This is a genomic window from Brevundimonas sp. (assembly GCF_030682035.1).
GTDB lineage: Bacteria > Pseudomonadota > Alphaproteobacteria > Caulobacterales > Caulobacteraceae > Brevundimonas.
Window position 1 is genome coordinate 1 of record NZ_JAUXQZ010000039.1, and the last position, 26,900, is coordinate 26,900.

The 26,900-nt window shown below is 69.4% G+C and carries 27 protein-coding genes and 1 tRNA gene; 17 read left to right on the top strand and 11 right to left on the bottom strand.

What is annotated here, in order from left to right; genetic code table 11:
• The coding region (locus Q8K49_RS10970; protein WP_305306058.1) for an outer membrane protein at positions 1–930 on the bottom strand (930 nt) is incomplete at its 3' end.
• Positions 931–1,486: 556 nt separating this feature from the next.
• Here Q8K49_RS10970 and argB point away from each other — a divergent pair.
• From argB to Q8K49_RS10990, 4 genes are all read left to right on the top strand, one after another.
• Complete coding sequence (gene argB, locus Q8K49_RS10975) at positions 1,487–2,413, top strand: acetylglutamate kinase (protein ID WP_305306060.1); 927 nt, start codon at positions 1,487–1,489, stop codon at positions 2,411–2,413.
• Positions 2,410–3,105, top strand: a complete 696-nt coding sequence (locus Q8K49_RS10980; protein ID WP_305306061.1) for a pyrimidine 5'-nucleotidase — start codon at positions 2,410–2,412, stop codon at positions 3,103–3,105. Before argB ends, Q8K49_RS10980 begins: the two co-directional genes overlap by 4 nt.
• Positions 3,102–3,971 (top strand): 2,3,4,5-tetrahydropyridine-2,6-dicarboxylate N-succinyltransferase, encoded by an 870-nt coding sequence (gene dapD, locus Q8K49_RS10985; protein WP_305306063.1) that lies wholly within the window; start codon positions 3,102–3,104, stop codon positions 3,969–3,971. The genes Q8K49_RS10980 and dapD overlap by 4 nt, the downstream gene beginning before the upstream one ends.
• Before the next feature lie 68 nt (positions 3,972–4,039).
• The gene (locus Q8K49_RS10990) at positions 4,040–4,474 is read left to right on the top strand and encodes a DUF805 domain-containing protein (RefSeq protein WP_305306065.1); all 435 of its coding nucleotides are present in this window, start codon (positions 4,040–4,042) and stop codon (positions 4,472–4,474) included.
• Between the two features lie 3 nt (positions 4,475–4,477).
• On the opposite strand, the gene Q8K49_RS10995 is transcribed toward Q8K49_RS10990, so the two are convergent.
• Positions 4,478–5,701 (bottom strand): PQQ-dependent sugar dehydrogenase, encoded by a 1,224-nt coding sequence (locus Q8K49_RS10995; protein WP_305306067.1) that lies wholly within the window; start codon positions 5,699–5,701, stop codon positions 4,478–4,480.
• 209 nt (positions 5,702–5,910) lie between these two features.
• Here Q8K49_RS10995 and Q8K49_RS11000 point away from each other — a divergent pair.
• Both Q8K49_RS11000 and Q8K49_RS11005 read left to right on the top strand, forming a co-directional pair.
• Positions 5,911–5,987: transfer RNA gene (locus Q8K49_RS11000), tRNA-Met, on the top strand.
• 62 nt (positions 5,988–6,049) lie between these two features.
• Positions 6,050–6,325, top strand: a complete 276-nt coding sequence (locus Q8K49_RS11005; protein WP_305306068.1) for a hypothetical protein — start codon at positions 6,050–6,052, stop codon at positions 6,323–6,325.
• A gap of 57 nt (positions 6,326–6,382) precedes the next feature.
• Here Q8K49_RS11005 and Q8K49_RS11010 read toward each other — a convergent pair whose 3' ends face one another.
• A complete protein-coding gene (locus Q8K49_RS11010; RefSeq protein ID WP_305306070.1) occupies positions 6,383–7,006 on the bottom strand; it encodes a TlpA disulfide reductase family protein in 624 nt (207 codons plus the stop codon).
• 61 nt (positions 7,007–7,067) lie between these two features.
• Here Q8K49_RS11010 and argH point away from each other — a divergent pair, with 61 nt between their 5' ends.
• The 3 genes from argH to lysA are packed head-to-tail and all read left to right on the top strand — an operon-like array spanning position 7,068 to position 10,006.
• Entirely contained in the window at positions 7,068–8,435 is a 1,368-nt protein-coding gene (gene argH / locus Q8K49_RS11015) for an argininosuccinate lyase (RefSeq protein ID WP_305306071.1), read from the top strand.
• 10 nt (positions 8,436–8,445) lie between these two features.
• Positions 8,446–8,682, top strand: a complete 237-nt coding sequence (locus tag Q8K49_RS11020; protein WP_305306073.1) for a hypothetical protein — start codon at positions 8,446–8,448, stop codon at positions 8,680–8,682.
• A 7-nt stretch (positions 8,683–8,689) separates the two neighbouring features.
• Positions 8,690–10,006 (top strand): diaminopimelate decarboxylase, encoded by a 1,317-nt coding sequence (gene lysA / locus Q8K49_RS11025; protein WP_305306074.1) that lies wholly within the window; start codon positions 8,690–8,692, stop codon positions 10,004–10,006.
• Here the strand turns inward: lysA and Q8K49_RS11030 are convergent.
• From Q8K49_RS11030 to Q8K49_RS11040, 3 genes are read right to left on the bottom strand one after another with little or no spacing between them, the layout of a single operon-like run.
• On the bottom strand, positions 10,003–10,419 hold the full coding sequence (locus Q8K49_RS11030; RefSeq protein WP_305306075.1) for a hypothetical protein: 417 nt from the start codon (positions 10,417–10,419) through the stop codon (positions 10,003–10,005). The genes lysA and Q8K49_RS11030 overlap by 4 nt on opposite strands.
• Positions 10,420–10,423: 4 nt before the next feature.
• Complete coding sequence (locus Q8K49_RS11035) at positions 10,424–10,969, bottom strand: phosphoribosyltransferase (RefSeq protein ID WP_305306077.1); 546 nt, start codon at positions 10,967–10,969, stop codon at positions 10,424–10,426.
• The gene (locus Q8K49_RS11040) at positions 10,962–11,894 is read right to left on the bottom strand and encodes an MJ0042-type zinc finger domain-containing protein (protein ID WP_305306078.1); all 933 of its coding nucleotides are present in this window, start codon (positions 11,892–11,894) and stop codon (positions 10,962–10,964) included. The genes Q8K49_RS11035 and Q8K49_RS11040 overlap by 8 nt, the downstream gene beginning before the upstream one ends.
• A gap of 66 nt (positions 11,895–11,960) precedes the next feature.
• Between Q8K49_RS11040 and Q8K49_RS11045 the strand changes: the two genes are divergently transcribed.
• From Q8K49_RS11045 to Q8K49_RS11060, 4 genes are read left to right on the top strand one after another with little or no spacing between them, the layout of a single operon-like run.
• Positions 11,961–12,671, top strand: a complete 711-nt coding sequence (locus tag Q8K49_RS11045) for a cell division ATP-binding protein FtsE (RefSeq protein WP_305306080.1) — start codon at positions 11,961–11,963, stop codon at positions 12,669–12,671.
• Complete coding sequence (locus tag Q8K49_RS11050) at positions 12,668–13,549, top strand: ABC transporter permease (RefSeq protein WP_305306082.1); 882 nt, start codon at positions 12,668–12,670, stop codon at positions 13,547–13,549. Before Q8K49_RS11045 ends, Q8K49_RS11050 begins: the two co-directional genes overlap by 4 nt.
• 9 nt (positions 13,550–13,558) lie before the next feature.
• Positions 13,559–14,188: a YdcF family protein gene (locus Q8K49_RS11055; protein ID WP_305306083.1), complete on the top strand. Its 630-nt coding sequence runs from the start codon at positions 13,559–13,561 to the stop codon at positions 14,186–14,188.
• Position 14,189: 1 nt separating this feature from the next.
• The gene (locus Q8K49_RS11060) at positions 14,190–14,909 is read left to right on the top strand and encodes a 1-acyl-sn-glycerol-3-phosphate acyltransferase (protein ID WP_305306085.1); all 720 of its coding nucleotides are present in this window, start codon (positions 14,190–14,192) and stop codon (positions 14,907–14,909) included.
• On the opposite strand, the gene Q8K49_RS11065 is transcribed toward Q8K49_RS11060, so the two are convergent.
• From Q8K49_RS11065 to Q8K49_RS11075, 3 genes are all read right to left on the bottom strand, one after another.
• Positions 14,903–15,526, bottom strand: coding sequence for a hypothetical protein (locus Q8K49_RS11065; protein WP_305306086.1), 624 nt, complete (start codon positions 15,524–15,526; stop codon positions 14,903–14,905). The two genes, Q8K49_RS11060 and Q8K49_RS11065, sit on opposite strands and share 7 nt — an antisense overlap.
• A 50-nt stretch (positions 15,527–15,576) precedes the next feature.
• Positions 15,577–16,308: a ligase-associated DNA damage response endonuclease PdeM gene (gene pdeM, locus Q8K49_RS11070; RefSeq protein ID WP_305306088.1), complete on the bottom strand. Its 732-nt coding sequence runs from the start codon at positions 16,306–16,308 to the stop codon at positions 15,577–15,579.
• Between the two features lie 169 nt (positions 16,309–16,477).
• Positions 16,478–19,099: a ligase-associated DNA damage response DEXH box helicase gene (locus Q8K49_RS11075; protein WP_305306090.1), complete on the bottom strand. Its 2,622-nt coding sequence runs from the start codon at positions 19,097–19,099 to the stop codon at positions 16,478–16,480.
• Between the two features lie 91 nt (positions 19,100–19,190).
• Between Q8K49_RS11075 and Q8K49_RS11080 the strand changes: the two genes are divergently transcribed.
• Genes Q8K49_RS11080 through hisC form a run of 4 tightly spaced genes read left to right on the top strand, consistent with a single transcriptional unit; the run spans position 19,191 to position 24,877 of the window.
• Complete coding sequence (locus tag Q8K49_RS11080; RefSeq protein WP_370867774.1) at positions 19,191–22,022, top strand: ATP-dependent DNA helicase; 2,832 nt, start codon at positions 19,191–19,193, stop codon at positions 22,020–22,022.
• A 10-nt stretch (positions 22,023–22,032) separates the two neighbouring features.
• Complete coding sequence (locus Q8K49_RS11085; RefSeq protein WP_305306093.1) at positions 22,033–23,082, top strand: DUF2125 domain-containing protein; 1,050 nt, start codon at positions 22,033–22,035, stop codon at positions 23,080–23,082.
• Positions 23,082–23,777 carry a hypothetical protein gene (locus Q8K49_RS11090; protein ID WP_305306095.1) on the top strand — a complete coding sequence of 232 codons (696 nt, stop codon included), beginning with the start codon at positions 23,082–23,084 and terminating at the stop codon, positions 23,775–23,777. Before Q8K49_RS11085 ends, Q8K49_RS11090 begins: the two co-directional genes overlap by 1 nt.
• Positions 23,778–23,785: 8 nt before the next feature.
• Positions 23,786–24,877 carry a histidinol-phosphate transaminase gene (hisC, locus tag Q8K49_RS11095; protein WP_305306097.1) on the top strand — a complete coding sequence of 364 codons (1,092 nt, stop codon included), beginning with the start codon at positions 23,786–23,788 and terminating at the stop codon, positions 24,875–24,877.
• 207 nt (positions 24,878–25,084) lie between these two features.
• On the opposite strand, the gene Q8K49_RS11100 is transcribed toward hisC, so the two are convergent.
• Together Q8K49_RS11100 and Q8K49_RS11105 are read right to left on the bottom strand one after the other, a co-directional pair.
• Entirely contained in the window at positions 25,085–25,891 is an 807-nt protein-coding gene (locus Q8K49_RS11100) for a TIGR02186 family protein (protein WP_305306098.1), read from the bottom strand.
• Positions 25,891–26,814, bottom strand: a complete 924-nt coding sequence (locus Q8K49_RS11105; RefSeq protein ID WP_305306100.1) for a sulfite exporter TauE/SafE family protein — start codon at positions 26,812–26,814, stop codon at positions 25,891–25,893. Before Q8K49_RS11105 ends, Q8K49_RS11100 begins: the two co-directional genes overlap by 1 nt.
• Between the last annotated feature and the right edge of the window lie 86 nt (positions 26,815–26,900).

Below are 26,900 nucleotides of genomic sequence, written 5' to 3' on the forward strand. Positions count from 1 at the left end.
CAGGATACGCGTCGGACGACCCGACCTGGCGTAACTTGCAGCCTGGCTGACCACCGACGAGGCTTCGGCCGTCAGGTCCGAACGATCCCAGTCGAAATACACCACGAACTCACGCGCGGCCGGCACCTGCGGAGGCGGCGGCGGCGGCGGGGGAGGAGGCGGCGGGGGCGGCGGCGGCGGCGGCGGAGGCGGGGGCGGCGGGATGTAGACCGGCTCGTCCGCACCGAACGCATAGCGCAGGCCCAGGCTCAGCGAATGATCCTGGTAACGGCTCCCATAGGGTCCCGCGTGGCCCGAGCGGGCCGACGTGACGGCCTCGAACGCCATGTTCGAGACCAGGTAGCGGTAGGTCAGGTCCAGATGGCCGCGGTCGCCGAGGCGGAAGGCCAGGCCGGCCACGCCCTGCGCCGCCAGCTCGCTGGAGCTGTCGTCGGCGGCGATGGCAATCGCGCGGTTGGCGTCCAGCCTGCCGATGAACTGGGTGCTGACCCGGTTCACCCCGGCGCCGAGGCCGATGAACGGACGGACGGGGGCACCTTCGTTGCCAAAGTCATAGATCACATTGACCATAAGCGCGGTCGAGGTGATCTCGCCATCCGGATTTTCGCAGGGACCCACGGCCGGCGTCACATTGCAGATCGCCGTCGCAGCACCACCCGGGTACCAGACCGCGCCCAAATCGCCGGGGCGGTATCCGCCCTCGAGTTCCACCCGCCAGCTCTGGTCGAAGCGATAACCCAGACGCGCGAAGCCCGCCCAGTCGTCCTCGATGTCGAATTCCTCGATGATACGGCTCGTCTCGACGTCAGCCGAATGCCAACCGGCGTCGAGCGCCCCGTACCAGCCGTTCGGCTCGGCGTTGGCGACGCCGGCCGACAGGGCGAGAGCCCCGACAGCGCTGGTTGCCAGAATGAAAGATTTAACGCGCATGGGTAGATGCCCTCCGCAGCCCAAGTGAATTTATGACGGCGTAGTAGCCGCCGCTAAGGTGTCATAACAGCCCGGATGGCCCAGGTCGAGACGGCGTAGTGCAAACACTGGCGAGCGTGGCTGATGGGCTACAGCACAGCTGCCTCGACGGCCTGTGACGGGAATTTCTCCTCCGTTTGGCCCTCGTAGGGAGAGGAATACGCCGCAAAGCGCGAAATCAGGGACGTTATAGCCGGTCCCGCGCGCGCTCGAACGGCATCGGGCGCCGCCGTTCTGCGCCTCAACCACCTCCGGTTCGCCCCGTCGCCTTCCCGGTTCCTTCGCAGACGGGACAGGTCTCCCCGGTAGCCGTCGCTCCGGCGCCCTGACATTCGGGGCACAGCACCGGGTCAGAACCCTGCAGCGAGGCCGGATCCGTCGGACGGGACCGGGTCAGGTCGCGATCATCGATCTCATGCTCTTTCATACCGGCGTCAACGGCCCGGGCGCGCGCCGGTTTCATGACGGCTGGTTTCAGGTGACAGGGGCCGGGCCTCGCTTTAGGAGCCTGCTCATCATGGACGAGACCGAACGCCAATCCGGGGATCGGGGCTGGGACACGGCGAAGACGCTCGCCGAGGCCCTGCCTTATATCCAGATCTATGACCGCAAGACGGTGGTCATCAAATACGGCGGCCACGCCATGGGCGAGAGCGCGGTCGCCCGCCAGTTCGCCGCCGATGTGGTGTTGCTGAAGCTGATGGGCGTGAATCCGGTCGTGGTCCACGGCGGCGGACCGCAGATCAGCGCCATGCTGGACAAGGCCGGGGTGAAATCGGCCTTCGTCGATGGCCTGCGGGTCACCGACGCCGACACCATGCAGGTGGCCGAAATGGTCCTGTCCGGCGCGGTCAACAAGGAGATCGCCCACTGGATCACCATGGCCGGCCGTGAGGCTGATGTCCGTGGCGTCGGCCTGTCGGGCAAGGACGCCGGCCTGCTGACCGTCGAAAAGACCAAACGGACCAAACGCGACCCCGACAGCATGATCGAGCATGAGGTTGATCTGGGCTTTGTCGGCGAGCCGACCCGGGTCGATCCGAAACTGATCAAACGGCTGCTGGAGTCCGACGCCGACTGGGTGCCGGTCATCGCCCCCATCGGAGTGACCGAGGAGGGCCAGACCTTCAACGTCAACGCCGACACCGTGGCCGGAGCCATAGCCGGGGCGCTGGACGCCAAGCGCATGCTGCTGCTGACCGACGTGCCGGGGGTCAAGGGCGCGGACGGCGAGATCATCCGCCAGATGACCGTCGGCCAGGCCGCGAAACTGATCGAGGACGGGATCGCCACCGGCGGCATGATCCCCAAGCTGCAGACCGCGATCGCCGCCGTCCGCGACGGGGTCGAGGCCGTGGTCATCCTCGACGGCCGGCGTCCTCACGCCATGCTGGTGGAGTTGTTCACCGAACACGGGGCCGGCACGCTGGTGAAGGCGGGATGAGGGCCGAGCCGGTTCAGGCGACCGAATACGGCGCCGATCTGCGCCATGTCCGCAGCTGGATCTTCGACCTCGACGATACCCTGTATCCGCCCGAGTCGCAGTTCATGGGGCTGATCCAGCAGCGCATCAACGACTACGTCGTGCGCACCTCGGGCATGCCCGCTGACCAGGCGATGACGGTGCAGAAGGGCTATCTGCGCGACTACGGCACCTCGCTGGCCGGGCTGATGGCCCACTACCGGATCGATCCGCACGACTTCCTGGCCGAGGTGCATGACGTGCCGCTGGACCTGCTGACGCCCGATCCCGGCCTGCGCGCGGCGCTGGAACGACTGGACGGCCCGCGCATCGTCTTCACCAACGGCTCCATGGCCCACGCCCGGCGGGTGGTGGAGAAGCTGGCGCTGGCCGACCTGTTCGACGGCCTGTTCTCGCTGGAAGACGCCGACCTGATCCCCAAGCCGGACCCCCGCACCTTCGCCCGCATGACCGAACGGTTTGGTGTCGATCCCGCCTCAGCGGCCTTCTTCGAGGACACGGTGCGCAACCTGCCGCCCGCCAAGGCCATCGGCATGACGACGGTTCTGGTAGGGCCGCACGCCTGTGACGCCGAGACGCCTAACGCCGATCACCGGGCCGCCGCGCTCGGCCCCTTCCTCGCCACCGCTCGCCTGTCCGGAGACGCCCGATGACTGACCCGACCCATCTGGAAGCCGTCATCGAGGCCGCCTGGGACGACCGGGCCAACGTCACGGCTCACACCCACGGCGAGGTCCGCAAGGCCGTCGAACAGGCGCTGGAGTCGCTGGATTCGGGACAGGCGCGGGTCGCCTCGCGCGCCGCCGACGGGGTCTGGACCACGCATCAGTGGCTGAAGAAGGCGGTGCTGCTGTCCTTCCGGCTCAACGACAATGAGATCCTGCGCGCCGGCGACCGGGGCACGGCCAGCCCCACCACCAGCCATGACCCCGGCGTCGGTCCGTGGTGGGACAAGGTGCCCAACAAGTTCGGCGGCTGGACGGCGGCCCACTATCAGGAGGCGGGCTTCCGCTCCGTGCCCGGCTCGATCGTGCGGCGGGGTGCCTTCATTGGCCGCAACGTCGTGCTGATGCCCAGTTTCGTGAACATCGGCGCCTATGTTGATGAAGGCTCAATGGTCGATGCCTGGGCCACGGTCGGGTCCTGCGCCCAGATCGGCAAGAACGTCCACCTGTCTGGTGGGGCCGGGATCGGCGGGGTTCTGGAGCCCCTGCAGGCCAATCCGACCATCATCGAGGACGGCTGTTTCATCGGCGCCCGCGCCGAGGTGGCCGAGGGCGTCATCGTCCGCGAGGGCGCCGTCCTGGCCATGGGCGTCTATCTGTCCGGCTCGACGAAGATCGTGGACCGGGCGACGGGCGAAGTGTTCCGCGGCGAGGTGCCGGCGTACAGCGTGGTCGTGCCGGGCAGCCTGCCCGACCCGAACGGCGGGCCGGGGCTGTATTGCGCCGTCATCGTCAAGCGGGTGGATGCGCAGACGCGGGCGAAGACGGGCGTGAACGAACTGCTGCGGGACTGACAATTCCCGACGGTTGTGCTTGGATGCACGCCGACAGGGAGCGGGCGATGAGTCAAGCAATTGGGGACGTGCTGACCTTTCGGGGTCGGCTGACACGGCTCGGCTACTGGCGGTGGCAACTGGCGCTCGTCGTCATTGGGGCCGGCCTCGGCTACGCACCCGTCGCCGTCGCGATGGCGGGCGGACCCCGGTGGCTGTCAGCCCTTGCCTTCGCACCCATGGCGATCGCCTTGATTGCGAGCGTCGGCGTAGCCGCTCGGCGCCTCCACGACCGGGGTCGTAGCGTCGGCTGGTTGATCGTCTTCGCGCTGGCTCCGTTGAGCCTGAGCGCGTTTTCGATCTGGTTGTCCGAAGGGACCGCCTTCGTCGAACAGGGCTGGGCGGCGCCGACTGCGCTCGCCGCATCGCTGATTTCGCTCATCCTCAGCTTCTGGGGCTTCGTTGAGATTGGTCTGCTTCGGGGCCATCCCGGATCCAACCGGTTCGGCCCGCCGCCCGAATAGCCGTCAGTTCACCGCCGCCAGCCGCACCAGCTTGCCGTCGGGCTCATCGGTGATGGCCCACACCGCGCCATCGGCCGCCACCGCCACGTCGCGGACCCGTTCGCCGAGGTCGGTCATCAACCGCTCCTCGCCGACCACGCGGTTCCCCTCCAGCACCAGCCGGGCGATGTGTTTTTCTTTCAGGCCGGCGACGAGCAGATTGCCGCGCCAGCCGGGGAACATGGCCCCGTCGTAGAAGGCCATGCCGCCCGGCGCGATGACGGGGTCCCAGTAGTAGACCGGCTGTTCCATCCCATCGCGCGCCGTGACGCCCTCGTTGATGGGACCGCCGCTGTATTCGACCCCATAGGCGATGACCGGCCAGCCGTAGTTCTTGCCAGCCTCGGGGCGGTTCAGCTCATCACCGCCGCGAGTGCCGTGCTCCATGGTCCAGACGGCACCGTCGGGGGCGATGGCCACGCCCTGAACGTTGCGGTGACCCGACGACCATATCTCAGGCAGCGCGCCCGCGCGGCCGACGAAGGGATTGTCGGCGGGGACCGAACCGTCGGCATTGATCCGGATGGTCTTGCCCATGTGCGAGCCCAGGTCCTGGGCCTGGGGCCGCATCGGCGCGTCGGAGCGCTCGCCCAGGGTGATGAACAGCTTGCCGTCCCGCGCAAACGCCAGCGAGGAGCCATAGTGCAGCACCCCGTCATAGGTCGGCATGGCGTGGAAGATCACCTGCACGCTCTCGACCCGGACCCCGTCGTCCGACAGCCGGCCGCGCGCCACGGCCGTGCCGTTGCCGCCGTCACGCGGCTCGGCATAGCTCCAGTAGATCATCCGGTCCTGACCGAAGCCGGGACCGATCACCACGTCCAGCAGGCCGCCCTGCCCCCGGGGATCGACGGCGGGAAGACCGGCGATCGGCTCGCCGACCGCGCCCTGTGGGGTGATGATGCGCAGGCGGCCGGGCCGTTCGGTCACCAGCCAGCGCCCGTCGGGCAGCAGGGCCAGGCCCCACGGCTCTTCCAGCCCCGACGCCACCACCGTGTGCGCCATCGCCGTCACGGTGCGTACGCCCGGCGCCCGGGTCTGGCCGGCGAAGGCGGGCTGCTGGTTCGCGCCGTTGGCGGCGCGGTTCTCGAGCGGATCGCCGGGCCGGGCGGCGTCCTGTCCGTTGGCCCCACAGGCGGCGGCCAGGGCCACGGCGGCTACGGAGACGGCGAGGACGAGCAGGCGCATGGGAAACCCCTTGAATCGGACGAGCGACGAACGGTCGTCCCAGCCTAGCCGTTCCGCCGCGGCGGCGTCACCCGTCTGCGACGCATCGCCCCGGCCCCGCGGCGGCGTGAAGGCGGCTTGAATCCGCCATCACTGGCCTATATAGGCACCGCTCTTCCGGCGGACAGACCAGTTCCCGCCGGGACTCGAGCGGCATGATCGTCGATTGGGGCTGGGTAGCTCAGCTGGTTAGAGCAATGGATTCATAACCCATAGGTCGGCGGTTCAAGTCCGCCTCCAGCCACCATCACCGCAACCCCTCCCGCCTCCCCGCGTTACCGCAAAGGTTCAACGCCGAAGGGGATATCCATGCGCATCCAGACCATGACGCTCGCCGCCGTCGCCGCCATGGCGCTGGGCGCCGCCGCCTGCACGCCGGCCGAAACGGACAAGCCCGCCGACGATACCGGCGAGGTGGCCGAAGCGACCGGTGACTCGCTACAGGAAGAAGCCGCCCAGGTCGGCTCGGCCATCGCCGCCGGGGCGAGCGAAGTCGCCCAGGAAGTCGACGAGGCCACCGACAATCTGGCCCGCGAGGCGGACAAGCAAAAAGCTGAGACCAAGACTGACACCAAAGGCAACTGACGACCGGCTCCGGCTGTCATCCTCGAGCTTGACGCGGACGATACCTGACGTGCGGCGCTACGCCGGCTCCGCCAGCAACGCGTCGATCAGCGCCCGCGCCTCGGGGCTGGCCCAGTCGGCCTCGCCGGAGAAGGACGCGCGGATGCGGCCCTGCCGGTCGAGGATCACGGTCTGGGGCATCTTGCCCTCGCCCGGCAGTTCGAACGGCAGCTGGAACTTCATGTCGCTGTAGAGCGGCAGGGGTTCATGCACGTCAATGAAGCTGCGCGCATCGGCCAGACCGTCCTCGGTGGCGTCGACATTGATCGGCAGGACCATCAGATCGCTGTCCGGATAGGCCTCATCCAGACGGGCGAGCGTCGGCATCTCGGTGCGGCACGGCGCGCACCACATGGCCCACAGGTTCACCACCACCACCTTGCCGCGGAATTGGGCGAAGGTGGCGTCGGCCCCGTCGCGGGTCTTGAACACATAGGCGGGGGCTACAGGGATGACCGCGGGCGTCTCCAGCCGGGTCAGGGAGCCGGTGGCGAAGCGCGCCAGCGCGCTTTTGGCCGCCGGTTCTGGCGTTGCGGCTTTGAAGAAGGCGTCACGATTGGCGTATAGCAGCCCGGCGCCCACGATCATGCCGACCGCCAGCGCGCCCGCGATCGCTATTCCCGCCGCCTTCGAGCCCTTCATGACCAAGCCTTCCGCCCCCGTTGATACAGTTAAGCCTTCTCCGAACGCGGAAGGTCAAGACATGTGGGGTGGGCGTTTCTCGGCGCGACCCGCCGACATCATGCAGGCGATCAACGTCTCCATCGGCGTGGACCGGCGGCTGTGGACCCAGGATCTGGCGGGCTCACGGGCCCATTGTCGCATGCTGGCGGCGCAGAAGATCATCACCCAGGCCGACGCCGAGGCCATTCTGGGCGGGCTTCAGGCCATCGAGGCCGAGATCCGCGACGGGACCTTCCAGTTCCGCGACCAGTTCGAAGACATCCACATGAACGTCGAGGCGCGGCTGGCCGAGCTGATCGGCGAGCCGTCTGGCCGGCTGCACACGGCGCGCAGCCGCAATGACCAGGTGGCCGTCGATTTTCGCCTGTGGGTGCGCGACGCCTGCGACGGGGCGATCGAACAGCTAAAGGGCCTGCAATCCGCCCTGTTGTTCCGCGCCGAACAGCACGCCAGTGATCTGATGCCCGGCTTCACCCATCTGCAGCCGGCCCAGCCGGTGACCTTCGGCCACCACCTGATGGCCTATGTCGAGATGTTCGGCCGCGACGCCGCCCGCTTCGCTGACGCCCGCACCCGGATGAACGAGAGCCCGCTGGGCGCCGCCGCACTGGCCGGCTCGCCCTTCCCCATCGACCGGCATATGACCGCGGCCGAACTGGGCTTCGACCGGCCGATGGGCAATTCGCTGGACGCCGTGTCGGACCGCGACTTCGCCCTCGAAAGCCTGGCCGCGGCCTCGATCTGCGCCGGCCACCTGTCGCGGCTGGCGGAGGAGATCGTGATCTGGATGACGCCGCAGTTCGGCTTCGCAGCCCTGACCGACGATCTGACCACCGGCTCGTCGATCATGCCGCAGAAGCGCAATCCCGACGCCGCCGAACTGGTACGGGCCAAGACCGGTCGGATCATGGGATCGCTGGTCGCCCTGTCGACGGTGATGAAGGGGCTGCCGCTGGCCTATTCCAAGGACATGCAGGAGGACAAGCCGCCGGTGTTCGAGGCCTTCGACGCCCTGACCCTGGCGCTGGGGGCCATGACGGCCATGATTTCGGCCCTGCAACCCAACACCCGGCGGATGCGCGAGGCCGCCGGTTCGGGCTTTTCGACCGCCACCGACCTGGCCGACTGGCTGGTGCGCGAGCTGAACCTGCCGTTCCGCAAGGCGCACCATGTCACAGGCGCGGCGGTGAAGCGGGCCGAGGCGCTGGGCGTGGATTTATCGCAACTGCCGCTGGCGGAACTGCAATCGCTTGAGGCGGGCATGACGGAAGCGGTTTACAAGGTGCTCACCCCTGAGGCTTCCTGCGCCAGCCGCCAGAGCTTCGGGGGCACGGCGCCGGAACAGGTCCGCGCGCGCATCGCCGAGTGGAAGACGCGTCTCGCGTAAAAGGATTGGGATGAAGAAGATCGTTCTTGCGGGCGTCGCCGCCCTGATCGCCGTCTCCGCCGCCGCATGCGGTCGCATGGCCGACCTCGACGCTCCGCCGGCCAGGGAGACCGAGCGCGGCATGCGCGACGAGCGAGCTCGCAGCCTGCCCGAGCCCGCCACCGTCAACCGTCCGCCCAGCCAGGTTCCGATCGACGGCGGCCCCAGCTCGAACCCCTACAGCGGTTCGGGCTCCAACCCCGGCTAGGCTTCCCTTGCACCATTTCGACCGGATCAACGGCGCGCTTCAGGCCGAGGGCGTGCCGCTGGAGGTGCTCGCCGGAGCGGTCAGCACCCCCGCCTATGTCTATTCCACCGCCACCCTGACGCGGCACTACGGCCTGCTGGCCGACGCCGTCGCGGCCCATCCGGCGGCCCTCGGTAAGGCGCTGATCGCCTTTGCGGTGAAGGCCAATTCCAACCTGTCGGTGCTGGCGACCCTGGCCCGGCTCGGTTGCGGCGCCGATACGGTCTCCGAGGGCGAGATCCGGCGGGCGCTGAAGGCCGGGGTTCCCGCCGACCGCATCGTCTTCTCGGGCGTGGGCAAGACCGACGCCGAACTGGCCTTCGCCATCGACGTCGGGGTGCGCCAGATCAATGTTGAGAGCGCCGTGGAACTGGACCGGCTGATCGAAGTCTCGTCGTCGCTCAAGCAGCGAGCGACCGCGTCGCGAGCGATAGCGACCCCTGAAATAGCTATCCGGGTCAATCCGGCGGTCGGCGCCGGGGGCCACGCCCGGATCACCACCGGCGGGGCGACCGACAAATTCGGCGTTCCGGCCGACGAGGCCCACGCGCTGTACGCCCGCGCCAGCCTGTCGCCGCATGTCACGCCGGTCGGGCTGGCCTGTCACATCGGCAGCCAGATCACCACGCTGGAGCCGCTGGAGGCGGCCTTCCGCGCCTTGCGGACGATGACGCTGGAACTGCGCGGCGCCGGGCTCACGGTCACGCGGCTGGACCTCGGCGGCGGCCTGGGCGTGCCCTATCACGGCCAGTCGGACCTGCCGTCGATTGAGGCCTATGTCGCCATGGCGGCCCGCGTGCTGGACGGGCTGGAGGTCGAGGCGGCGTTCGAGCCCGGCCGTCTGCTGGCCGCCAACGCCGGGGTGCTGCTGAGCCGGGTCATCCAGGTCAATGAGCGCGGCGGTTCTTCAGGGGTGGGGGGCCGCCGCTTCCTGGTGCTGGACGCGGGCATGAACGACCTGATGCGCCCCGCCCTCTACGACGCCTTCCACGATCTGGTCCCGGTTCGGCCACGCGAGGGCGAGCCCCGCCTGTACGATCTCGTCGGCCCGATCTGCGAATCCACCGACGTCTTCGCCCGCGACCGTCTGCTGCCGCCGATGCAGGCCGGCGATCTGGTCGCCTTTATGGGGGCGGGGGCCTATGGCGCAGTTCTGGCCAGCGAGTACAATTCGCGGCCTCTGGTGCCGGAAGTGCTGGTCGACGGCGGCCGCTGGGCCGTGGTGCGCAGGCGACCGACTTACGAAGAAATGTTGGGGCGGGAGCCGACGGCAAACTGGCTTTAGCGCGGCGGCCACCAGATCCAGATGCGCTGGGACTCGTCGTCACCACCGATTGTGTAGTCCCCGTGGCCGCCCTCCATATCGCCGAGAGCCGCCTCAAGTTCAACCAGCCTGTCGGCCCCGAACTCGAGCACCGCGCCCTGCTGTCGCACCGACAGCACCCAATAGTCGGGAGCCCAGGCACGATTGTGGGACAGGACAAGTTCGGTAGGTCCGTCGTTCGGCTTGGATGCGCTCAGGCCCAGCGCGAAACGCGCCGGATGTTGTGCCGTCCGGCATAACGCCATGATGGCTCTCAGATCACGGATGCCATCAGCCTCGGCGGCCAGATGCCAACCCTCTCCCTGTGTTTTCAGGGTTTCCCGCCAGAAATGGAGGCGACCCGTCTGACGCCAGCGTCGAACCGCTTCATCCATGTTCCTAGTCCATCGCGCAAATGTCCGGCAGGCCCCGCAGCGCGCCCGCGTGGTCCAGCCCATAGCCGACGAGAAACCGGTTCGGGGCCTCCCAGCCGACGAAGTCGGGCTCCGGCGCGCGGGGCAGGGGCCAGGGCTTTTTGGCGAAGACCACGGTGAGGACTTCCGACGCGCCTTTCTCCCGGGCGATCCGGACCGCCTCGGCCAGCGACAGGCCGGTGTCGAAAACGTCGTCCACGATCAGCACCCGGCGACCTTCGATCGACCGCTGAAAATTCGCATAGATGTCGATCCGGCCCCGGCTTTCCTTCTCGTCGCCGTACGAGGCCAGCCACAGGGCGTCGAAGCGGACGTTGCGGCCGAGGCGGGAGAGGGCGCGGGTCAGGTCGGCGGCGAACCACAGGCCGCCGGTCAACAGCACCGCCGCGACCGTCTCGTCGTCGATGACCGGGGCGATCTGCGCGGCGAGGTCAGCGACGATGCGCTGGACCTCGGATTCGGGGAGCAGGACGGTGGGCTTGCCAGAGTCCCGGGAAGAGGTGTCAGCCATGCGAGGCGGATACCGTCTCTACCGCATGTGTGTCCACCACCGGAACGGCGTCGATCGGCTGCATGTCCAGCGGAGCCGCGGAGCCAGGCGATAGCGCGGGGCGCAAGTCGCCCGCATCCATCGTGGGCCCAGGCGGGGCGGGCGGCGCATGATCAGCGGAAGCCGGCCGACGGCGCGTGTCGGCATGGGCCGTCGGGGCGGGCAGCGCAGCGGCGGGGGGACGGGCGGCCTCCAGCACGAAGGCGACGCCGACGCCCTGACCGCGGGCGCCCGGATCGGGAATCACGGCGGCGAAGCCCTGGACCTTGCCCGGCAGAACCGGGGCGGCGTCAATGCGAATGACGGCGTGGCCGATCTCGGCGCCGTGGGCGTCCAGCAGGGCGACCCGCACGGGCGGGGCGATCCGCTCATTATCGCGAACATTCCTCAGCGCGCCCGAGACCAGCACCTTGCCGGGATCATTGGGCAGCGGTTTGGCGCTGACCGCCTCGAAATCCAGCCCGGTCGGGTTCACCGTCAGGCCGATAGCGGCGTAGGCGGCGGCGGCGCGCGGAGCCAGTTCCACCACCTCGACCCGGAACAGCCAGGCGGAGGCCAGCAGGGCGGCGAAGCCCGAGGCGATGCCGGCCCAGACCACGCCATGGGTCGCGGCGCGACGCAGGCGGCGCTGCTGTTCGGCGCGGGCGCGGAAGGCCTTGGGCAGTTCGGGCGCGGGCGTCTCGGCCAGTGATTCGGGTTCAGGCTCATCGCGGTGGCCGAAACTGACGGCCTCGGTGGGCGTCGAGGACTGCGACAGCTCAAGCGGCTCTTCCAGCGTCGCCCGCCAGGTGTGCTGGCACGACTTGCAGCGGACAGTCCGGCCCGCCCCGATCGCCTCATCAGGGGTGAAATAGCTGGTGGCGCAGGACTGGCAGGTCAGTATCATGTGTGCTGACTGCGAGGCTCTTCGCCCCCTCCCGTCGCGGTCCCGCCGCGTCCTGACCCGAAATTCATGCCCGTCCAGCCCCGCCGCGCTTATGAATCCGACGTCGCGACCGACACCGTGCGCCTGTCTGGCGTGGGTTTCGGCTATGCGGCGGCGCACCGCGCGCTGCGGGACGTTAATCTCACCTTGCCAGCCGGCTCTTTCCACTTCCTTACCGGGGCGTCCGGAGCTGGGAAGTCGACCCTGCTGAAATTGCTAACACTGGCCGAGCATCCGCTGACCGGAACCCTGCATCTGTTCGGCGAGGACGCCACCACGGCGCCGCGCCGCGCCCTGCCCGCCTTCCGCCGCCGGATAGGGGTGGTGTTCCAGGATTTCCGCCTGCTCGATCACCTGTCCGCCTTCGACAATGTCGCCCTGCCCCTGCGGCTGACGGGCCGCAGACAGGCAGACTATGCGGGCGACGTCAGGGAGATGCTGGACTGGGTCGGTCTCGGCGACCGGATGGACGACCGGCCGCCTTCGTTCTCGGGCGGCGAGAAGCAGCGGCTAGCGATCGCCCGGGCCGTGGTCACCAAGCCCGAACTGATCCTCGCCGATGAACCGACCGGCAGCGTGGACGCCGCCATGGGCGAGCGGCTGCTGAAACTGTTCCAATCGCTGAACCGGCTCGGGACCACCGTGCTGATCGCCAGCCACGACGAGGCGTTGGCCGTACGGTCGGGCGCCACAGTCCTGCGGCTCGAAGACGGACGGCTGACCGGAGGCGCGGCATGATCGGCCGCCTGTTCAACACCCGCCCGTCCCTGCTGCCGCGTGATGCCGGCGGCGAGGCCTGGCTGGCCGGCCTGATCGCCGTTCTCTGCTTCCTGGCCTGCCTGTCGGCGGTCGGCGCCGTCTCAGCCGACCGGGCCGCCCACGGCTGGGCGCGCCAGTTGCGGGCCGAAGCCACCGTGCAGGTGCGGCCACGCGTCGGCGAGACCGGGGCCGAGGCCGCCGCCCGCGCCGCCCAGACCCTGGCCGGGGTGGAGGGCGTGGCGGAGGCCGAGGCCATGGACCGCGAGACCGCCGAGGCCCTGCTGCGGCCCTGGGTCGGCGACGCCGTTCTGCCCGACCTGCCCATCCCGCATCTGGTCACTGTGCGGCTGGACCGGACCGCCCCGGCCAGCGCCGTGACCCTGGGCCGGGCCCTGGCCGAGGCCGGGCTGGACGCCACGGTCGACGACCACAGCCTGTGGCGGGGCGAGGTCGAGCGGGCCGCGGCTCTGATCACCCTTCTGGCCGCCGCCGCCTTCCTGCTGACCGCCGGGGCGGCGGGGGCCGCCGTCGTCTACGCCACCCGGGCGGGGATGGCGGCGCAGTCAGGCGTGATCAGCACGCTCAGCCTGAACGGCGCCTCCGACGAGGCCATCGCCGGCCTGTATCAGGCCCGCTACGGCCTGCTGGCCGCCGGGGCTGGAGCCGTCGGGGCTCTGGTCGCCATGGCGATGGTCGCGGCCCTGCGGTTCCTCGGCGGGGCCGAGGGCGTGACGCCCGCCCTGCCGCTGGCGTGGAGCGACCTGCTGATCCTCTCGCCATGTCCGCTCCTCGCGGGTACGGTGGCGCTTGTTGCGGCAAGAATCGCCGCGCTGGCGCGGCTGAAGCGGGATCACTAGGTTAACGGCATGAAGTTTCTGACCTTCATCGCCATTCTGGTGCTGATCTGGACGATCGGCCTGTTCGCCTTCGCCGATCGCGTGCGCGGTTTCACGCCCGCGCCCGAGCCGGCGCGCGCCGACGCCATCGTGGCCCTGACCGGCCCTTCGGCCGAGCGGGTCAACGCCGCCATCCGCCTGCTTGAGCAGGACAAGGGCCAGCGCGTCCTGATTTCCGGCGTCAATCGGGAGGTCCGCCGTCAGGAGCTGCGCGCCCTGACCCCCGGCTCCAACCGCCTGTTCAACTGCTGCGTCGATCTGGGCTTTGAGGCGGAGGACACCACTGGCAACGCCCAGGAGATCGCCGACTGGGCCGAGGCCAAGGGCTATGACAGCCTGATCGTGGTGACGTCGGACTACCACATGCCGCGCGCCCTGACCGAGATCCGCGCCGCGGCGCCCGGCGTCGAGCTGACCCCCTATGCCGTCGAGACGCCGTCGCTGGACAATTCCCGCTGGTGGAAGGCCGCGGTCACCGCGCGGCGGATGACGCTGGAATATATGAAATACCTCGCCGCCCTGGCTCGCGCCACGGTCGGCGGCGGACGGCCCGCCGCCACCGAAGCTCCCGCCGACGCCGCGACTGAAAAGGCCGCCTGAGGTGACCTGGCTGCGGTCGCTGGCCTTCGTGGCCTGGCTCTATCTGTCGCTGGTGTTGTTCTCGGTCGGCCTGTCGCCGGCCCTGCTGATGCCCTACCGCCCGGCCATGTGGGTGATCCGCAACTGGTCGAAATTCACCCTGTTCGGCCTGCGCTGGATCGCCGGGGTCAGGGTCGAGTTCCGGGGCTTGGAGCATATGCCCGTGGGGGCCTGTCTGATCGCCGGCAAACATCAGTCGATGCTGGACGTCATCGCCCCCTTCGCCGTCCTGCCCGACAACTGTTTCATCATGAAGAAGGAGCTGGCCCCCCTGCCCTTCTTCGGCTGGTTCGCGGTCAAAACGAAGATGATCGTCGTCGACCGGTCGGCGCATTCAAAGGCGCTGAGGGACATGGTCAAACAGGCGCGCCTGCGTTTCGCCGAGGGCCGCCAGATGCTGATCTTCCCCGAGGGCACCCGCGCCCCCGTCGGCGCCCCTGCCGACTACAAGCCCGGCATCGCCGCCCTGTACCGAGACCTCGACTGCCCCTGCACCCCGATGGCGACGAACTCGGGGGTGCACTGGCCGGCGCATGGGTTCCGGCGATATCCGGGGACGGTGGTCTATGAGTTCCTGCCGGCGATACCGGCGGGACTGAAGCGGGAGGCGTTCATGAGCCAACTGGAAGAGCGGGTCGAAGGGGCGAGCACGGTATTGCTTTCACCGGCCGTGCGTCAGTAGATCGGTTCCACAGCCCAGCCGGTGAAGCCGAGCAGCGCCATGCCGAGGTCGTGCACGGTGCCCGTTTGCGGACTTTGCGCATTGACGTAATGATAGCCGTCGGCCCCCGCCGCTTCCACGATCCAGCGCGCTCCATCGAGCATTATCGCACAATCGACCGGAGGCTCCCGGAGGATGGCCTGACGGAGAACGAGCAGACGTTCGGTCTCGACCTGCGTCAGAGTTCGGCTGACCGTGTTGGAGACTTCACCCGGTTCGTAACCTCCCGCCCCGGACAACATCGTGGCTGTAAGCGTGGCCGCGCCGGTCGGCGCCCATTCCACCCGCACGATCACCGGTGAGTGAAAGCTGCGCAGCCATGTGAAGCGTAGGGTTTCCCGGCTTCCCGGCGCGAACGAAAGAGGTCGTTCCCCTGCAGCCCGAAGATGCTTCGAATACCAGGAGTCCTCGAACTCATCGAGAATGTGATTGGAGACTTTCCGCCCGCTGAAATCACAATCGACTGTCTGCTGGAACAATGCAGGCTGAAAAAAGCCGCTGGTCTCGCTGGGCGGATTGCCAGCCTCGATGGGCGGGTTGCTGCCCGCGCAACCTCCCAGCATCAGGATCGTGAGCACTACGCTTCTTTGCATTGCGGGTCTCCGGTCCAGCGCGCTTTCGCATACTGCTACGCCAAACTCTCCCACGCCAGCGCGTGCACCCGATCCCGCCCCAGCGCCGCGGCCATCGGCGGTTCCCCGAACAGCCCCGCGATGGCCGGATCGCGCACGTCCAGCCCGCCCGTGAAGGCCCCGAAAGCCGGCAGCACAGCCCTCCGCCCGTCCGTCACGAAACAAGGCCGCCGCACGCCTCGCCCGTGCGCTGCAACCCGCGCCGCCGGGTGGAGGTGGCCGGCGATCTCGCCCGGCTGCACGCCCGGCTGCGGCTCGTGGATCAGGCGCAGGGAGCCCAGCGCCATCGTCTCCACCACCTCGCCGACCAGGTCGTCCATCGCCCCGGCGAGGGCGGCGATGTCGTGGTTGCCTTCCAGCCAGACCCAGTCGCGGCCCGCCGCCAGCCGGTCCAGCCGCGCCCGGTCGTCCGCCGCCATCCGGCCGATCGATTTCGTATCGTGGAAGCTGTCGCCCAGCAGCACGACCGCCGCCGGCCGCAGCGCCTCGATCTCGGCCTCGAGCCGGTCCAGGGTCGCGCGGCTGTCGTAGGGCGGGAGCATCTGGCCGCGCGCGGCGAAGGCCGAACCCTTCTCCAGATGCAGGTCGGCCGCGATCAGGGTGTGGTGGTTCACCACCCACAGGGCGCCCGAACAGCGCAGCACGCAGGGCTCGCCTTCGATGACGACGCGCAGGCCGCCGCTGGGGCAGCGCGCGAGGGACAGGGCCTGACGGAGAGCGGCATTCATCGTCCTTCCCCCCTCGCGGGGGAAGGTGGGCGGCGGAGCCGCTCGGATGGGGGGGCTGGTTCAGCACGCAGGCTGTCGGACGGTGAGCGTGAGGCCCGCAGCCCCCCCATCCGTCTCGCTCCGCGAGCCACCTTCCCCCGCGAGGGGGGAAGGAACACGTGAGTCGCCCTCATGACGCGGCCTCTGCCACGGCCAGCGGCGCCTCGCCCATCACTTCGGCGACCAGTGTCTCCTCGTCGAAGCCATAGGCCGAAGCGTCCAGGATCATCTCCGCCGCCTGTCCGCCGCCGACCCGCTCGCGACCGATCTGAACCAGAACCGGCACGCAGAAGGGCGACGGCCGCTCCAGCGGCACATGTTTGATCTGACCCCGTATCCGCCCGAGAAGCTGCCCCAGCCGCGCCACGTCCAGCAGGCCCGCGGCCGCGTCGGCGCGGGCGGTCTTCAGCAACAGGTGATCGGGTTGATGCCGGCGCAGCACGTCGTAGATCAGGTCGGTCGAAAAGGTCACTTGCCGGCCAGTCCTCTCATTGCCGGGCTGGCGCTTCTCGATCAGGCCCGAGATCAGGGCGCAGTTGCGGAAGCTGCGCTTCATCATAAAGCTCTCCTCCAGCCAGCTCTCCAGATCGTCGCCCAGCATGTCGGGCTCGAACAGGGCGTCAAGGTCGAGCCCGTCCATCGGCTTGATCGACCAGATGGCCAGCGAATAGTCAGTAACGACGAAGCCCAGCGGACCGACGCCCAGCCGGTCCAGCCGCCGCGTCAGCAGCATGCACAGGGTCCCGTGCGCCAGCCCGCCCTCGAACGGGTAGGCGACCAGGAAATGGCGGCTGCCACGCGGGAAGGTCTCGACCAGCAGGGTCCCGGCGTCCGGGATGACCGAACGGGTCTCCTGCAGCTCCAGCCATTCCTGCACGTCGGGCGGCAGGACGCGCCAGTGGTCGCGGTCCTGGATCATGGCCCGCACCCGACTGGCCAGTGAAGTCGACATGGGGAATTTCGACCCGCCCCACGACGGGATCTTCGGGTCCTTGTCCTGCGCATGGGTGACGAGCGCGTCCATGCCGTTGATGCCCTGAAAGGCCCAGACCTGTCCGGCGAAGACGAAGGTGTCGCCGGGGGACATCTGTTCGAAATAGGTCTCCTCGGCCTCACCGACCTTGCGCCCGCCGGTCAGCTGTTTCGATGCGCCTCCGCGGCGGGAGGCGATGCGCACATTGAGGGTCGCCGCCGCCACAATGGTCCCGACATTCATCCGGTGCCGCTGGGCCGTCTGGGCGTTGCGGACCTTCCATTTGCCGTCCTGCGTCCGGACGATCCGCGCGAACCGCTCATAGGTGCGAAGCGCATAGCCGCCCGTGGCGACCAGATCGACCACCTCCTCGAACTGCTCGTAGGTCAGGCCGCGATAGGGGCCGCAGCCGGTGACCTCCGTATACAGATCATCCAGTGTGAAGGGCTCGGAACAGGCACATCCCATGACGTGCTGGGCCAGCGTATCGAGCGTCCCCGTATGCACCGGCTCCCAGTCGAACGCGTTCTCGGCCACGGCCTCGCGCGCCGCCTGGCACTCCAGCATCTCGAACCGGCTGGCGGGCACCATCAGGGCGCGGGACGGCTCGTCCAGCCGGTGGTTGGCCCGGCCGATCCGCTGCACCAGCCGCGAGGCGCCCTTGGGCGCCGCCAGCTGGATCACCAGATCGACGTCGCCCCAGTCGATGCCGAGGTCCAGCGTCGAAGTGCAGACCACGGCCCGCAGCTCGCCCCGCGCCATCGCCGCCTCGACCTTGCGCCGCTGCTCCGCCGCCAGCGAGCCATGGTGCAGGGCGATCGGCAGGTCGTCGTCATTGATGGCCCACAGGGACTGGAACACGAACTCTGCCTGCCAGCGGGTATTGACGAAGATCAGCGTCATGCCTGAGCGGCGGAGGGCGTCATAGACTTCCGGGATCGCGTGCTGCCCGGTGTGCCCCGCCCAAGGCACCTTGCCCTCGCTGACCAGTACATCGACCACCGGCGGGGCGCCGGGGTCGCCGCGGACGATGGTGACCTGTTCTCCCCCCGCCGGGGGGAGGGGACCATGCGAAGCATGGTGAGGGGGGCCGGCCCCCTCTAACGCTTCGCGGTCCCCCTCCCCCGATGGAGGAGGAATGCCCGGCCTCAGCCAGTCCGCGATCATCTCCGGATCGTCCACCGTCGCCGACAGCGCCACGCGCCGCATCCCCGGCGTGAACTGCTGCAGCCGCCCCAGACCCAGCGATAGCAGATCCCCCCGCTTGCCGCTCCAGATCGCGTGCACCTCGTCCAGCACGACGCATTTCAGGTCGGCGAAATAGGCCCGCGCGCCATCCCAGGCGCAGAACAGGGCCAGCTGCTCGGGCGTGGTCAGCAGGATGTCGGGCGGGTTCTCGCGCTGCCGCGCCTTCTTCGACTGTTTCGTATCCCCGGTCCGGCTCTCGACATGGATGTTCAGCCCGATCTCGCGGATCGGCGTCATCAGGTTGCGCTCGACGTCGGTGGTCAGCGCCTTGAGCGGCGACAGGTAGAGGGTGTGCACCCCCGAGCCGGGTCCGAACTCCGGCCTCGGCCCGCGCTCCGCCAGTTCGACCAAAGACGGCAGGAAACCGGCCAGCGTCTTGCCGCCGCCGGTCGGCGCGACCAGCAGGGCGTGCGACCCGGCCTCAGCCGCCGCGATCATCTCCAGCTGGTGCCTGCGAGGCGACCAGCCGCGCGAGGCGAACCAGTCGGCGAAGAGCGGCGAAAGCGTTGCGAGGGCGGGGGGCGGCGTCACATCGCGCCTATAGCATGTTCCCGTTCCGTTTCACGTCCTGAACGGCTATCTATTGGTCGTGTCCGTCGACTCCCTCACATCTTCCGCCCTCCTGACCGGCGCCGAGCCGTGGCTGGTCCTGCCGCCGGCGCTGGCCATTCCGCCGGGTGCGGGCGCGATCTGCGACGCCGACGGTCCACGCAAGATCGGGCGGGGCGCGGCCGAGGGGGCCTTCACCGCCGGCCCGGTCATGGTCGCCCACGCCAGCCTGACCGCGCGCCGCCTCGGCCTCGCCCCGCCGCCGCGCTCGGCGGATCTGCTGGACGTGCTGGAGCTGTTCGCCTTCGTCCGCCCTTCCCGCTTCTGCGCCCCCTCGCCCAGCGGTCTGGCCCTCGCCATGGGCATGAGCGAACCCAAGGGCGCCGAGGCCCAGGCACAGGCCCTGATGGACGCCGCCTCTGGCCTGCTGAAGGAACTGGCCGACCCAGCCTACCCCCTGCGCGAGGACGCCTTCACCCTCGCCGAGACCTTGGGCCGCGCCGGCTGGTCGTGGGCGTGGCGCGCGTCGGGCGCCCTGCAGCACCAGCCGGTCCGCGACCGCAATCATCGCGGCAGCGGGCTCGACGTCTGGTCCCGCCTGCCGGAATGGGAGGACGAGGCCCCGCGCGGCGAGGCCGGCTCCGCCCCCGTCGATTCCGAATCCGCCCGCATCCGGCTGGAGAAACTGCTGCAGGCCTCGGGCCTCGACGAGACCCGCCCGACCCAGTCCGACTACGCCGCCGAGGTCGCCTTCGCCTTCTCGCCGCGCAATGAAGAGGGTCGTCCGCGCGTGCTGCTGGCCGAGGCCGGCACGGGCACGGGCAAGACCCTCGGCTACCTCGCCCCCGCCAGCCTGTGGGCCGAGCGCAATCAGGGCGCCGCCTGGGTCTCGACCTACACCCGCGCCCTGCAGCGCCAGATCGACCGCGAGAGCGCCGCCCTGTGGCCCGACCCGGTCGAGCGGAAAAAGAAAACCGTCGTCCGCAAGGGACGCGAAAACTACCTCTGCCTGCTGAACCTGCAGGAGATGGTGCAGGCGGCCCAGCTGGGGAACGGCGACCTGATCGGCATGGCTTTGGCCAGCCGATGGGCCATGCATTCGCGCGACGGCGACATGACCGGGGGCGACTATCCCGGCTGGCTGCCCGGCCTGTTCGCGACGGGCCCCAGCCATCAAGCCAGCGCCGCCAATCTGGTCGACCGGCGCGGCGAATGCGTCCACGCCGCCTGCCCCCACTACCGGACCTGTTTCGTCGAGAAGACCATTCGCGCCAGCCGCCGGGCCGATCTGGTCGTGGCCAACCACGCCCTGGTCATGACCCAGGCCGCCTTCGACGGCGCCCGGTCGGCGCGCGGGCTGAAACAGGACGGCGAGACGGCCGCCCTGAAGCGAATCGTCTTCGACGAGGGCCACCATCTGTTCGACGCTGCCGACAGCGCCTTCTCGGCCTGCCTGTCCGGTCAGGAGGCCGCCGAGCTGCGCCGCTGGCTGCGCGGGCCTGAGGGGCGCAGCCGTCGCGGGCGCGGCCTGGAACAGCGGCTGGGCGACCTGTGCGCTGACAACGAAGCCGCGACCAAGGCGCTACAGGACGCCGTCCGCGCCGCCGCCCAGCTGCCGGGTGAAGGCGTGTCGGGCCGCATCGCCCCGGCCTCGGGCGAGGTCAATCCGGTCGGGCCGATTGAACGCTTCCTGCTCGCCGCGCTGGAACAGCTCCGTGCACGGACCAGCGAGAACGCTTCGGGCAGCGGCGTCGAGTTCGGCATGGAATGTTCGCTGCGCCCGGTTACCGAGCCGGTTCTCGAGGCTGCGCGCGAGGCCGCCCAAGCCCTGGCCGCAGTCGAGGCGCCGCTGCTGGCCCTGTCCCGCCATCTGGAGGACATCCTCGACGACGAGGCGTCCGAACTGGACGGCGCGTCCCGGGCGCGCATCGAGGGCGCGCTGCGCGGTCTTGACCGGCGGGCCCGCATGACCCTGCCCGGCTGGCGCTCCATGCTGGCGGCGCTGGAGGTGCCGTCCGACGAGCCCGATCCCGATTTCCTCGACTGGCTATCCGCCGAAGCGGCGTTCGGCCGCATCATGGACGTGGCCCTGCGCCGCCACTGGATCGACCCGACCGTGCCGCTGGAGGCGGCCGTGATCATGCCGGCGCACGGGGTGTTGGTGACCAGCGCCACCCTGTCCGATCCGAACTCGGATGATCCGTTCGACATGGCCCGGCTCCGCACCGGCTCGGCCCGTCTGATTGAGCCCGCGCGGACGCTGAAGGTCGAGAGCCCGTTCGACTATGCGGCCAACAGCCGCGTCATCGTCGTCAACGACCTGATCAAGGACGACCCGCGCCAGACGGCGGCCGCCATGCGAGAGTTGTTCCTCGCCGCCGGCGGCGGTGGGCTCGGCCTCTTCACGGCCATACGACGGCTGAAGGCGGTCTATGAGCGGCTCGGGCCGGACCTCGCCAAGGCAGGCATCCCCCTCTACGCCCAGCACGTCGACCCGCTGGAGGTAGGGGCGCTGGTGGATGTGTTCCGCGCCGAACAGGACAGCTGTTTGTTAGGTACCGATGCTGTCCGGGACGGCGTCGATGTGCCGGGTCGCTCATTGCGTATCCTCGCCTTCGACCGGGTGCCGTGGCCGCGCCCCGACCTGCTCCACAAGGCGCGCCGCCTGCGCTTCGGCGGCGAGGGCGCAGGGGGGCGCAATTTTGACGACGCCCTGGCCCGCGCGAAGATGGCGCAGGCCTTCGGCCGTTTGATCCGCCGCGCCGACGACAAGGGCGTCTTCGTCATGCTGGACGCCGCCGCACCGACCCGCCTGTTCGCCAGTCTGCCGCCGGGGACCGAGGTGCAGCGCATGGGACTGGCTGAAGCCGTGGAGCAGGTTGGCGCTTTCCTCAAGGCAGACTAGACGGACCTGGATGACCGATACGCACCCGACCCCGATCCGCCACCCCCGCCGCGGCCTCGCCGCGCCTTTTGTGATCGTCGGCCTGTTGCTGGCCGGCTGGACCGGCTGGTGGCTCTATCTGACCGACCAGATCGAGACCCGGCTCGAGGCCCGGGTCGAGGCCCTGCGCCAGGACGGCTGGACCATCACCCATGCCCGGGCGACCACCACCGGCTGGCCCTTCCGGGCGCGGGTGTCGATCTCGCACGCCGCGATCCTGGCCCCGTCCGGCCATGGCGTCGCCGCGCCGGAACTGGTGGCCGAGGCCAATGCCTACAATCCGGACCGCTGGGTGGTGATCGCCCCCGACGGCCTGACCCTGACCCGCGCCGGCAAGGGCAAGGTCGGGGTCGGCGGCGACGGCCTGCGCCTGAGCATCAGCCATCTGGGCGACCGGTTCCCTGATCTCAGGGCCGAGATGATCCGCCCGACCTTCACCGCCCACGGCGACGCCGAACCCTTCCCCATCGCCTCGGCTGAGCGGATCCAGCTGGAGACCCGCCCGCACCTGACCGACGGCCAGGCCTCGACCGACGAGATGGATGTGCTGTTCCGCCTGGTCGAGGCGCGCGGCCGCCCCGGCGGTCCGGTCGAGGGGGCGACGCGTCAGGGCCGGCTCAGCGCCGATATCGAGGCCACCATTGTCGGCGCCAGCCGCCTGCGGGGCATGGATTCCGCCGGGGTCTTCTCCGCCTGGACCGCCGCGGGCGGCCGGTTCACCGCTGTCCGGGGCCGTCTGAAAGCCGGAGACAGCACCGCCGTCATCTCGAGCGACGCCCTGTCGGCCGGACGCGACGGACGGCTGCAAGGGTCTCTGGCCCTGACCGCAGAGAAGCCGATGGCCGCCATCTCCGGCCTGGCGGGGTCGCGCTCCGGCGCGGTTAATCGCCTCGGCGCGGCCGGCGCTGCAGCGGCCACGGCGGCCTCGGGCGAGCGCGGCGTCGATCTGGTCGTCCAGTTCCGCGACGGCCGCACGTGGTTGGGGCCCTTCGCCCTGGCCCCGGCGCCGCGGCTGTTCTGATGCCGTCGGCGCTCCTGAGCGAGCCTGAAGTCGATGCCGAACGACTGGCTCTGGACCGGGCCGTGGCCGAGGCCGTGCGCCGGCGGATCGTCACCGGCCCGCGCCCGACCCCGGACGCCGACTCCATCGCCCTGCGCGCGCTCTTGACCAGCCTGTCGAAAACCGGGACCGCCGCCGTCCGCGCCGTGCTGGGCCGGGTCGACGCCGCCACGGGCGCGCCGCTGGTCGTCTGGGGTTTGGCCAGTCAGGTCCTCGCCGCCGACCGCTTCGGCCTGACCACCCGCACTGCCGCCGAGCCTGAGCAGGCGCTGGCCGCCGTTCGCGAGGGCGGGCGCGCCCTGATGGACCTGACATCGGGCAAGGCTTGGTGGGGCCGGTTGCTGGCCGAGCCGGAATTGCGCGTGATCGCCGCCCTCCCCGACGACACCCACGGCCTGCCCCGCGCCCTGATGGTCCAGCAGGCCCAGCCCGGCCCGACCGGCGACGACCGCACCTTCTGGGCCACCGACAGCAAGGCCCCCGACGCCCGTATCGTCGCGACCCTCGGCGCCGCCGGCCTCGCCGCCAGCCCGCTGATCGCGGCGGGCGGCTTGAAGCTGTTCATGCTCGCGGGCTATGTGCAGGCCGAGGACGGGCGGCTCGCATCCGCGCCCGGCAGCCTTTCCGGCGTCATCGGCGCCGCCCCCCAGTTCTGAAAGCGCCCATGACCGACGCCCCCGCTCCGAAGCCCGGCATTCTCGACATCGCCCCCTATGTCGGCGGCAAGTCGCGCATCGAGGGCGTGGCCGAGCCGATGAAGCTGTCCTCCAACGAGAACGCTTTGGGCGCCGGCGAGAAGGCGCGCGAGGCGTTTCAGGCCGCGGCAGCCAACATCCACATGTACCCCGACGGCCGGGCCATGAAGCTGCGCGACGCGGTGGCCGAACACCACGGGCTGGAGCCCGAACGGCTGATCTTCGGCAACGGCTCGGACGAGGTCTTCGCCCTGCTCAACCAGACCTATCTCACCGCCGGCGATAATATCGTCAGCGGCAAATACGGCTTTCTCGCCTATCGCATCAGCGCCCTGGCCAATGAGGCCTCGGTCAAACTGGCGCCCGAGCCCGACTTCCGCCTGACGCCCGACGCGATCCTCGCCGAGGTCGATGACCGGACCCGCATCGTCTACGTCTCCAGCCCGTCGAACCCCACCGGCAGCTACAACACCGCCGAGGAGATCCGCCGTCTGCATGAGGCTCTCCCGCCGCAGGTCCTGCTGGTCATTGACGAGGCCTATGCCGAATTCGTCGCCGAGCCCGACTGGGAGACCAGCTTCCCCCTCGCCCGCGACGCCGACAACATCGTCGTCACCCGCACCTTCTCCAAGATCCACGGCCTCGGCGGCCTGCGCATCGGCTTCGGCTATGCGCCGCTGAAGGTGGCCGAAGCGGTCGATCGCATCCGCCTCCCGTTCAACGTCTCGGTGCCCGGCATCGAGGCGGCCGTCGCCGCCCTTGGCGACGAGGCGCACCAGAAGGCCTCACGCGACCTGGTCCACGCATGGCGGCCGCGCCTGACCCAGGCCATCAAGGGCTTCGGCTTCGACGTCTTCCCCTCGGCGGGCAATTTCGTCCTCGTCCGCTTCCCGGATGAGACGCGCAACGCCGCGGCGGCCAACGACTATCTGAACTCAAAGGGCATCATCGTCCGCCCGGTCGGCGGCTACGGCCTGCCCGACTGCCTGCGCATCACCGTCGGGACCGAGGACCAGAACCGCGCGGTGATCGATGCGCTGAGCGAGTTCGCGGCGAGCTGATGGCAGGCGTCAGAGAACGACTGATCCGTTTACATCCGGCGTGGTCCCTCGTTGTCTGTATCTGGTTGGCTGCAGCGGCACTGGCGCGTTCGGAAAACCGGGGTCAGGCTGCGTCAGGCGCAACGCTCGGGACCTTCCTGCTTCTCGTCTATTGGGTCATCGGAGTGTGGTTTATCCGGCCCCGCCTGGCCCGACTCGACGCGCCCGCTACTGCCGCCTGAACACCCTCGACGCCCCCCAGCCCATCAAGGCCGCCAGCAGGACAGTCAGCAGGCCGTAGCTCCACGGCCGCCGGTGGGCGAACTCATAGATGTCGCGCTCGATGCCGACCTTTTCGACCGTCAGGGTCAGATTGCTCACCGACACCGCCTCGCCGTCCTGGAACAGCCAGACCTCGGCGAAATACTGACCGGTCGGGGCGACGGCGGGCAGCTCGATCTCGGCACGGAACAGGCCCGTGTCTACGAACTCCACCCCATTCGGATCGGTGTTGTACAGCGCCGCCGCCTCGCGCAGCCGGATCACGGCGCGGCGGTAGTCCAGATAGTCTTCGCCCAGCCGGCTGACGACCACATCGCGTACGCCATAGCGGGTGACCGTGCGGCTCTCCTGCGGCGCGTTGATCCTCAGGTGATCAACCCCCACGCCAAGACGGCGCAACTGGCCGAAGTCGGCGATGTCGGACAGCGGCCGCGTTGAAGCCGTCATGTAGAAACCCGGCGCGCCCTCGAACAGAACCGGGCGGCTGTTGAGCCAGAAGCCCATGTTGCGGGTCTTCTTGACCAGGCGGACCGGGCTGTCCGGACCCCGCACCACGACCACCACATCGGCCGGTCGATCGGTCGGATTGAAGACGGCGCCGTACAGGACGATCGAGGCCCCCCGAAAGCTGGAGTCGATCATGACGCGGGCGTCGGTCATGGCGGCGGCGACGCGGACCTGGCCGATGGTCCCGACCGATCGTTCCGGCGCCGGCGCGACGATGGCCGGAGGAGGCGGAGGAAGAGCCTGCATCACTCGGGCACCCCCGGCGCGAAGGCGAACAGGTCTGACGGGCGTACGAACAGCTCCAGTCCCATCTGGATCCCGACGAGCAGGACAATCAGCCCCAGCACCGCCCGCAGGACGTCCGGCCGGAACCGGCCGGACAAACGCGCGCCGTACTGTGCGCCGACGACGCCGCCAACCAGAAGCAGGGTGGACAGGACGATGTCGACGGTCTGGTTGCGGCCGGCCTGGAGGATGGTGGTCATTGCCGTGACGATGATGATCTGGAACAGGCTGGTGCCCACGACCACGCCAGCCTTCATTCGCAGCACATAGAGCATGGCCGGCACAAGGATGAAGCCGCCGCCGACGCCCATGATGGCCGACAGCACCCCGGCGAAGGCGCCGAGGGCGAACGGCGGAATGGCGCTGATGTAGAGGCCTGAACGCGGGAAACGCATCTTCAGTGGCAGGCCGTAGAGCCACAGCGGCCGACGACGCTCCTTGTGCGGCAAGACCTCGCCACGCACCCGGCGCAGGATCTGGCCGAGACTCTCGTAGAGCATCAGGGTTCCGATGGCGCCGAGAAACAGCAGATAGGAAACCGCCACCGCCATGTCGGCCTGACCGAGCAGGCGCAGATAGCGGAACAGCTCAACGCCCAGCAGCGCGCCGACCACGCCGCCCAGGGCCATGACGCCGCCGATGCGATAATCAACCGCCTTCTGGCTGGTGTAGCTGATCACGCCCGAGGTCGAGGAGGCGACGACATGGCTGGCCTGGCTGGCCACGGCCACCGACGGCGGAATGCCGAGAAAGATCAGGATCGGGGCCATCAGAAAGCCGCCGCCGATGCCGAACAGTCCGGACACGAATCCGACCGTCGCGCCCAGCAGAACCAGGAGCGGCCAGTTCACCGAAACCTCGGCGATCGGTAGATAGATATCCAAAGGACGCGCCTTCGGCTGGAACTGAGGCTAGGCGCCGGGAAGGCGACGACGGAAGTCTGATTGTCCTAGACCCACCCGGCGGTCCC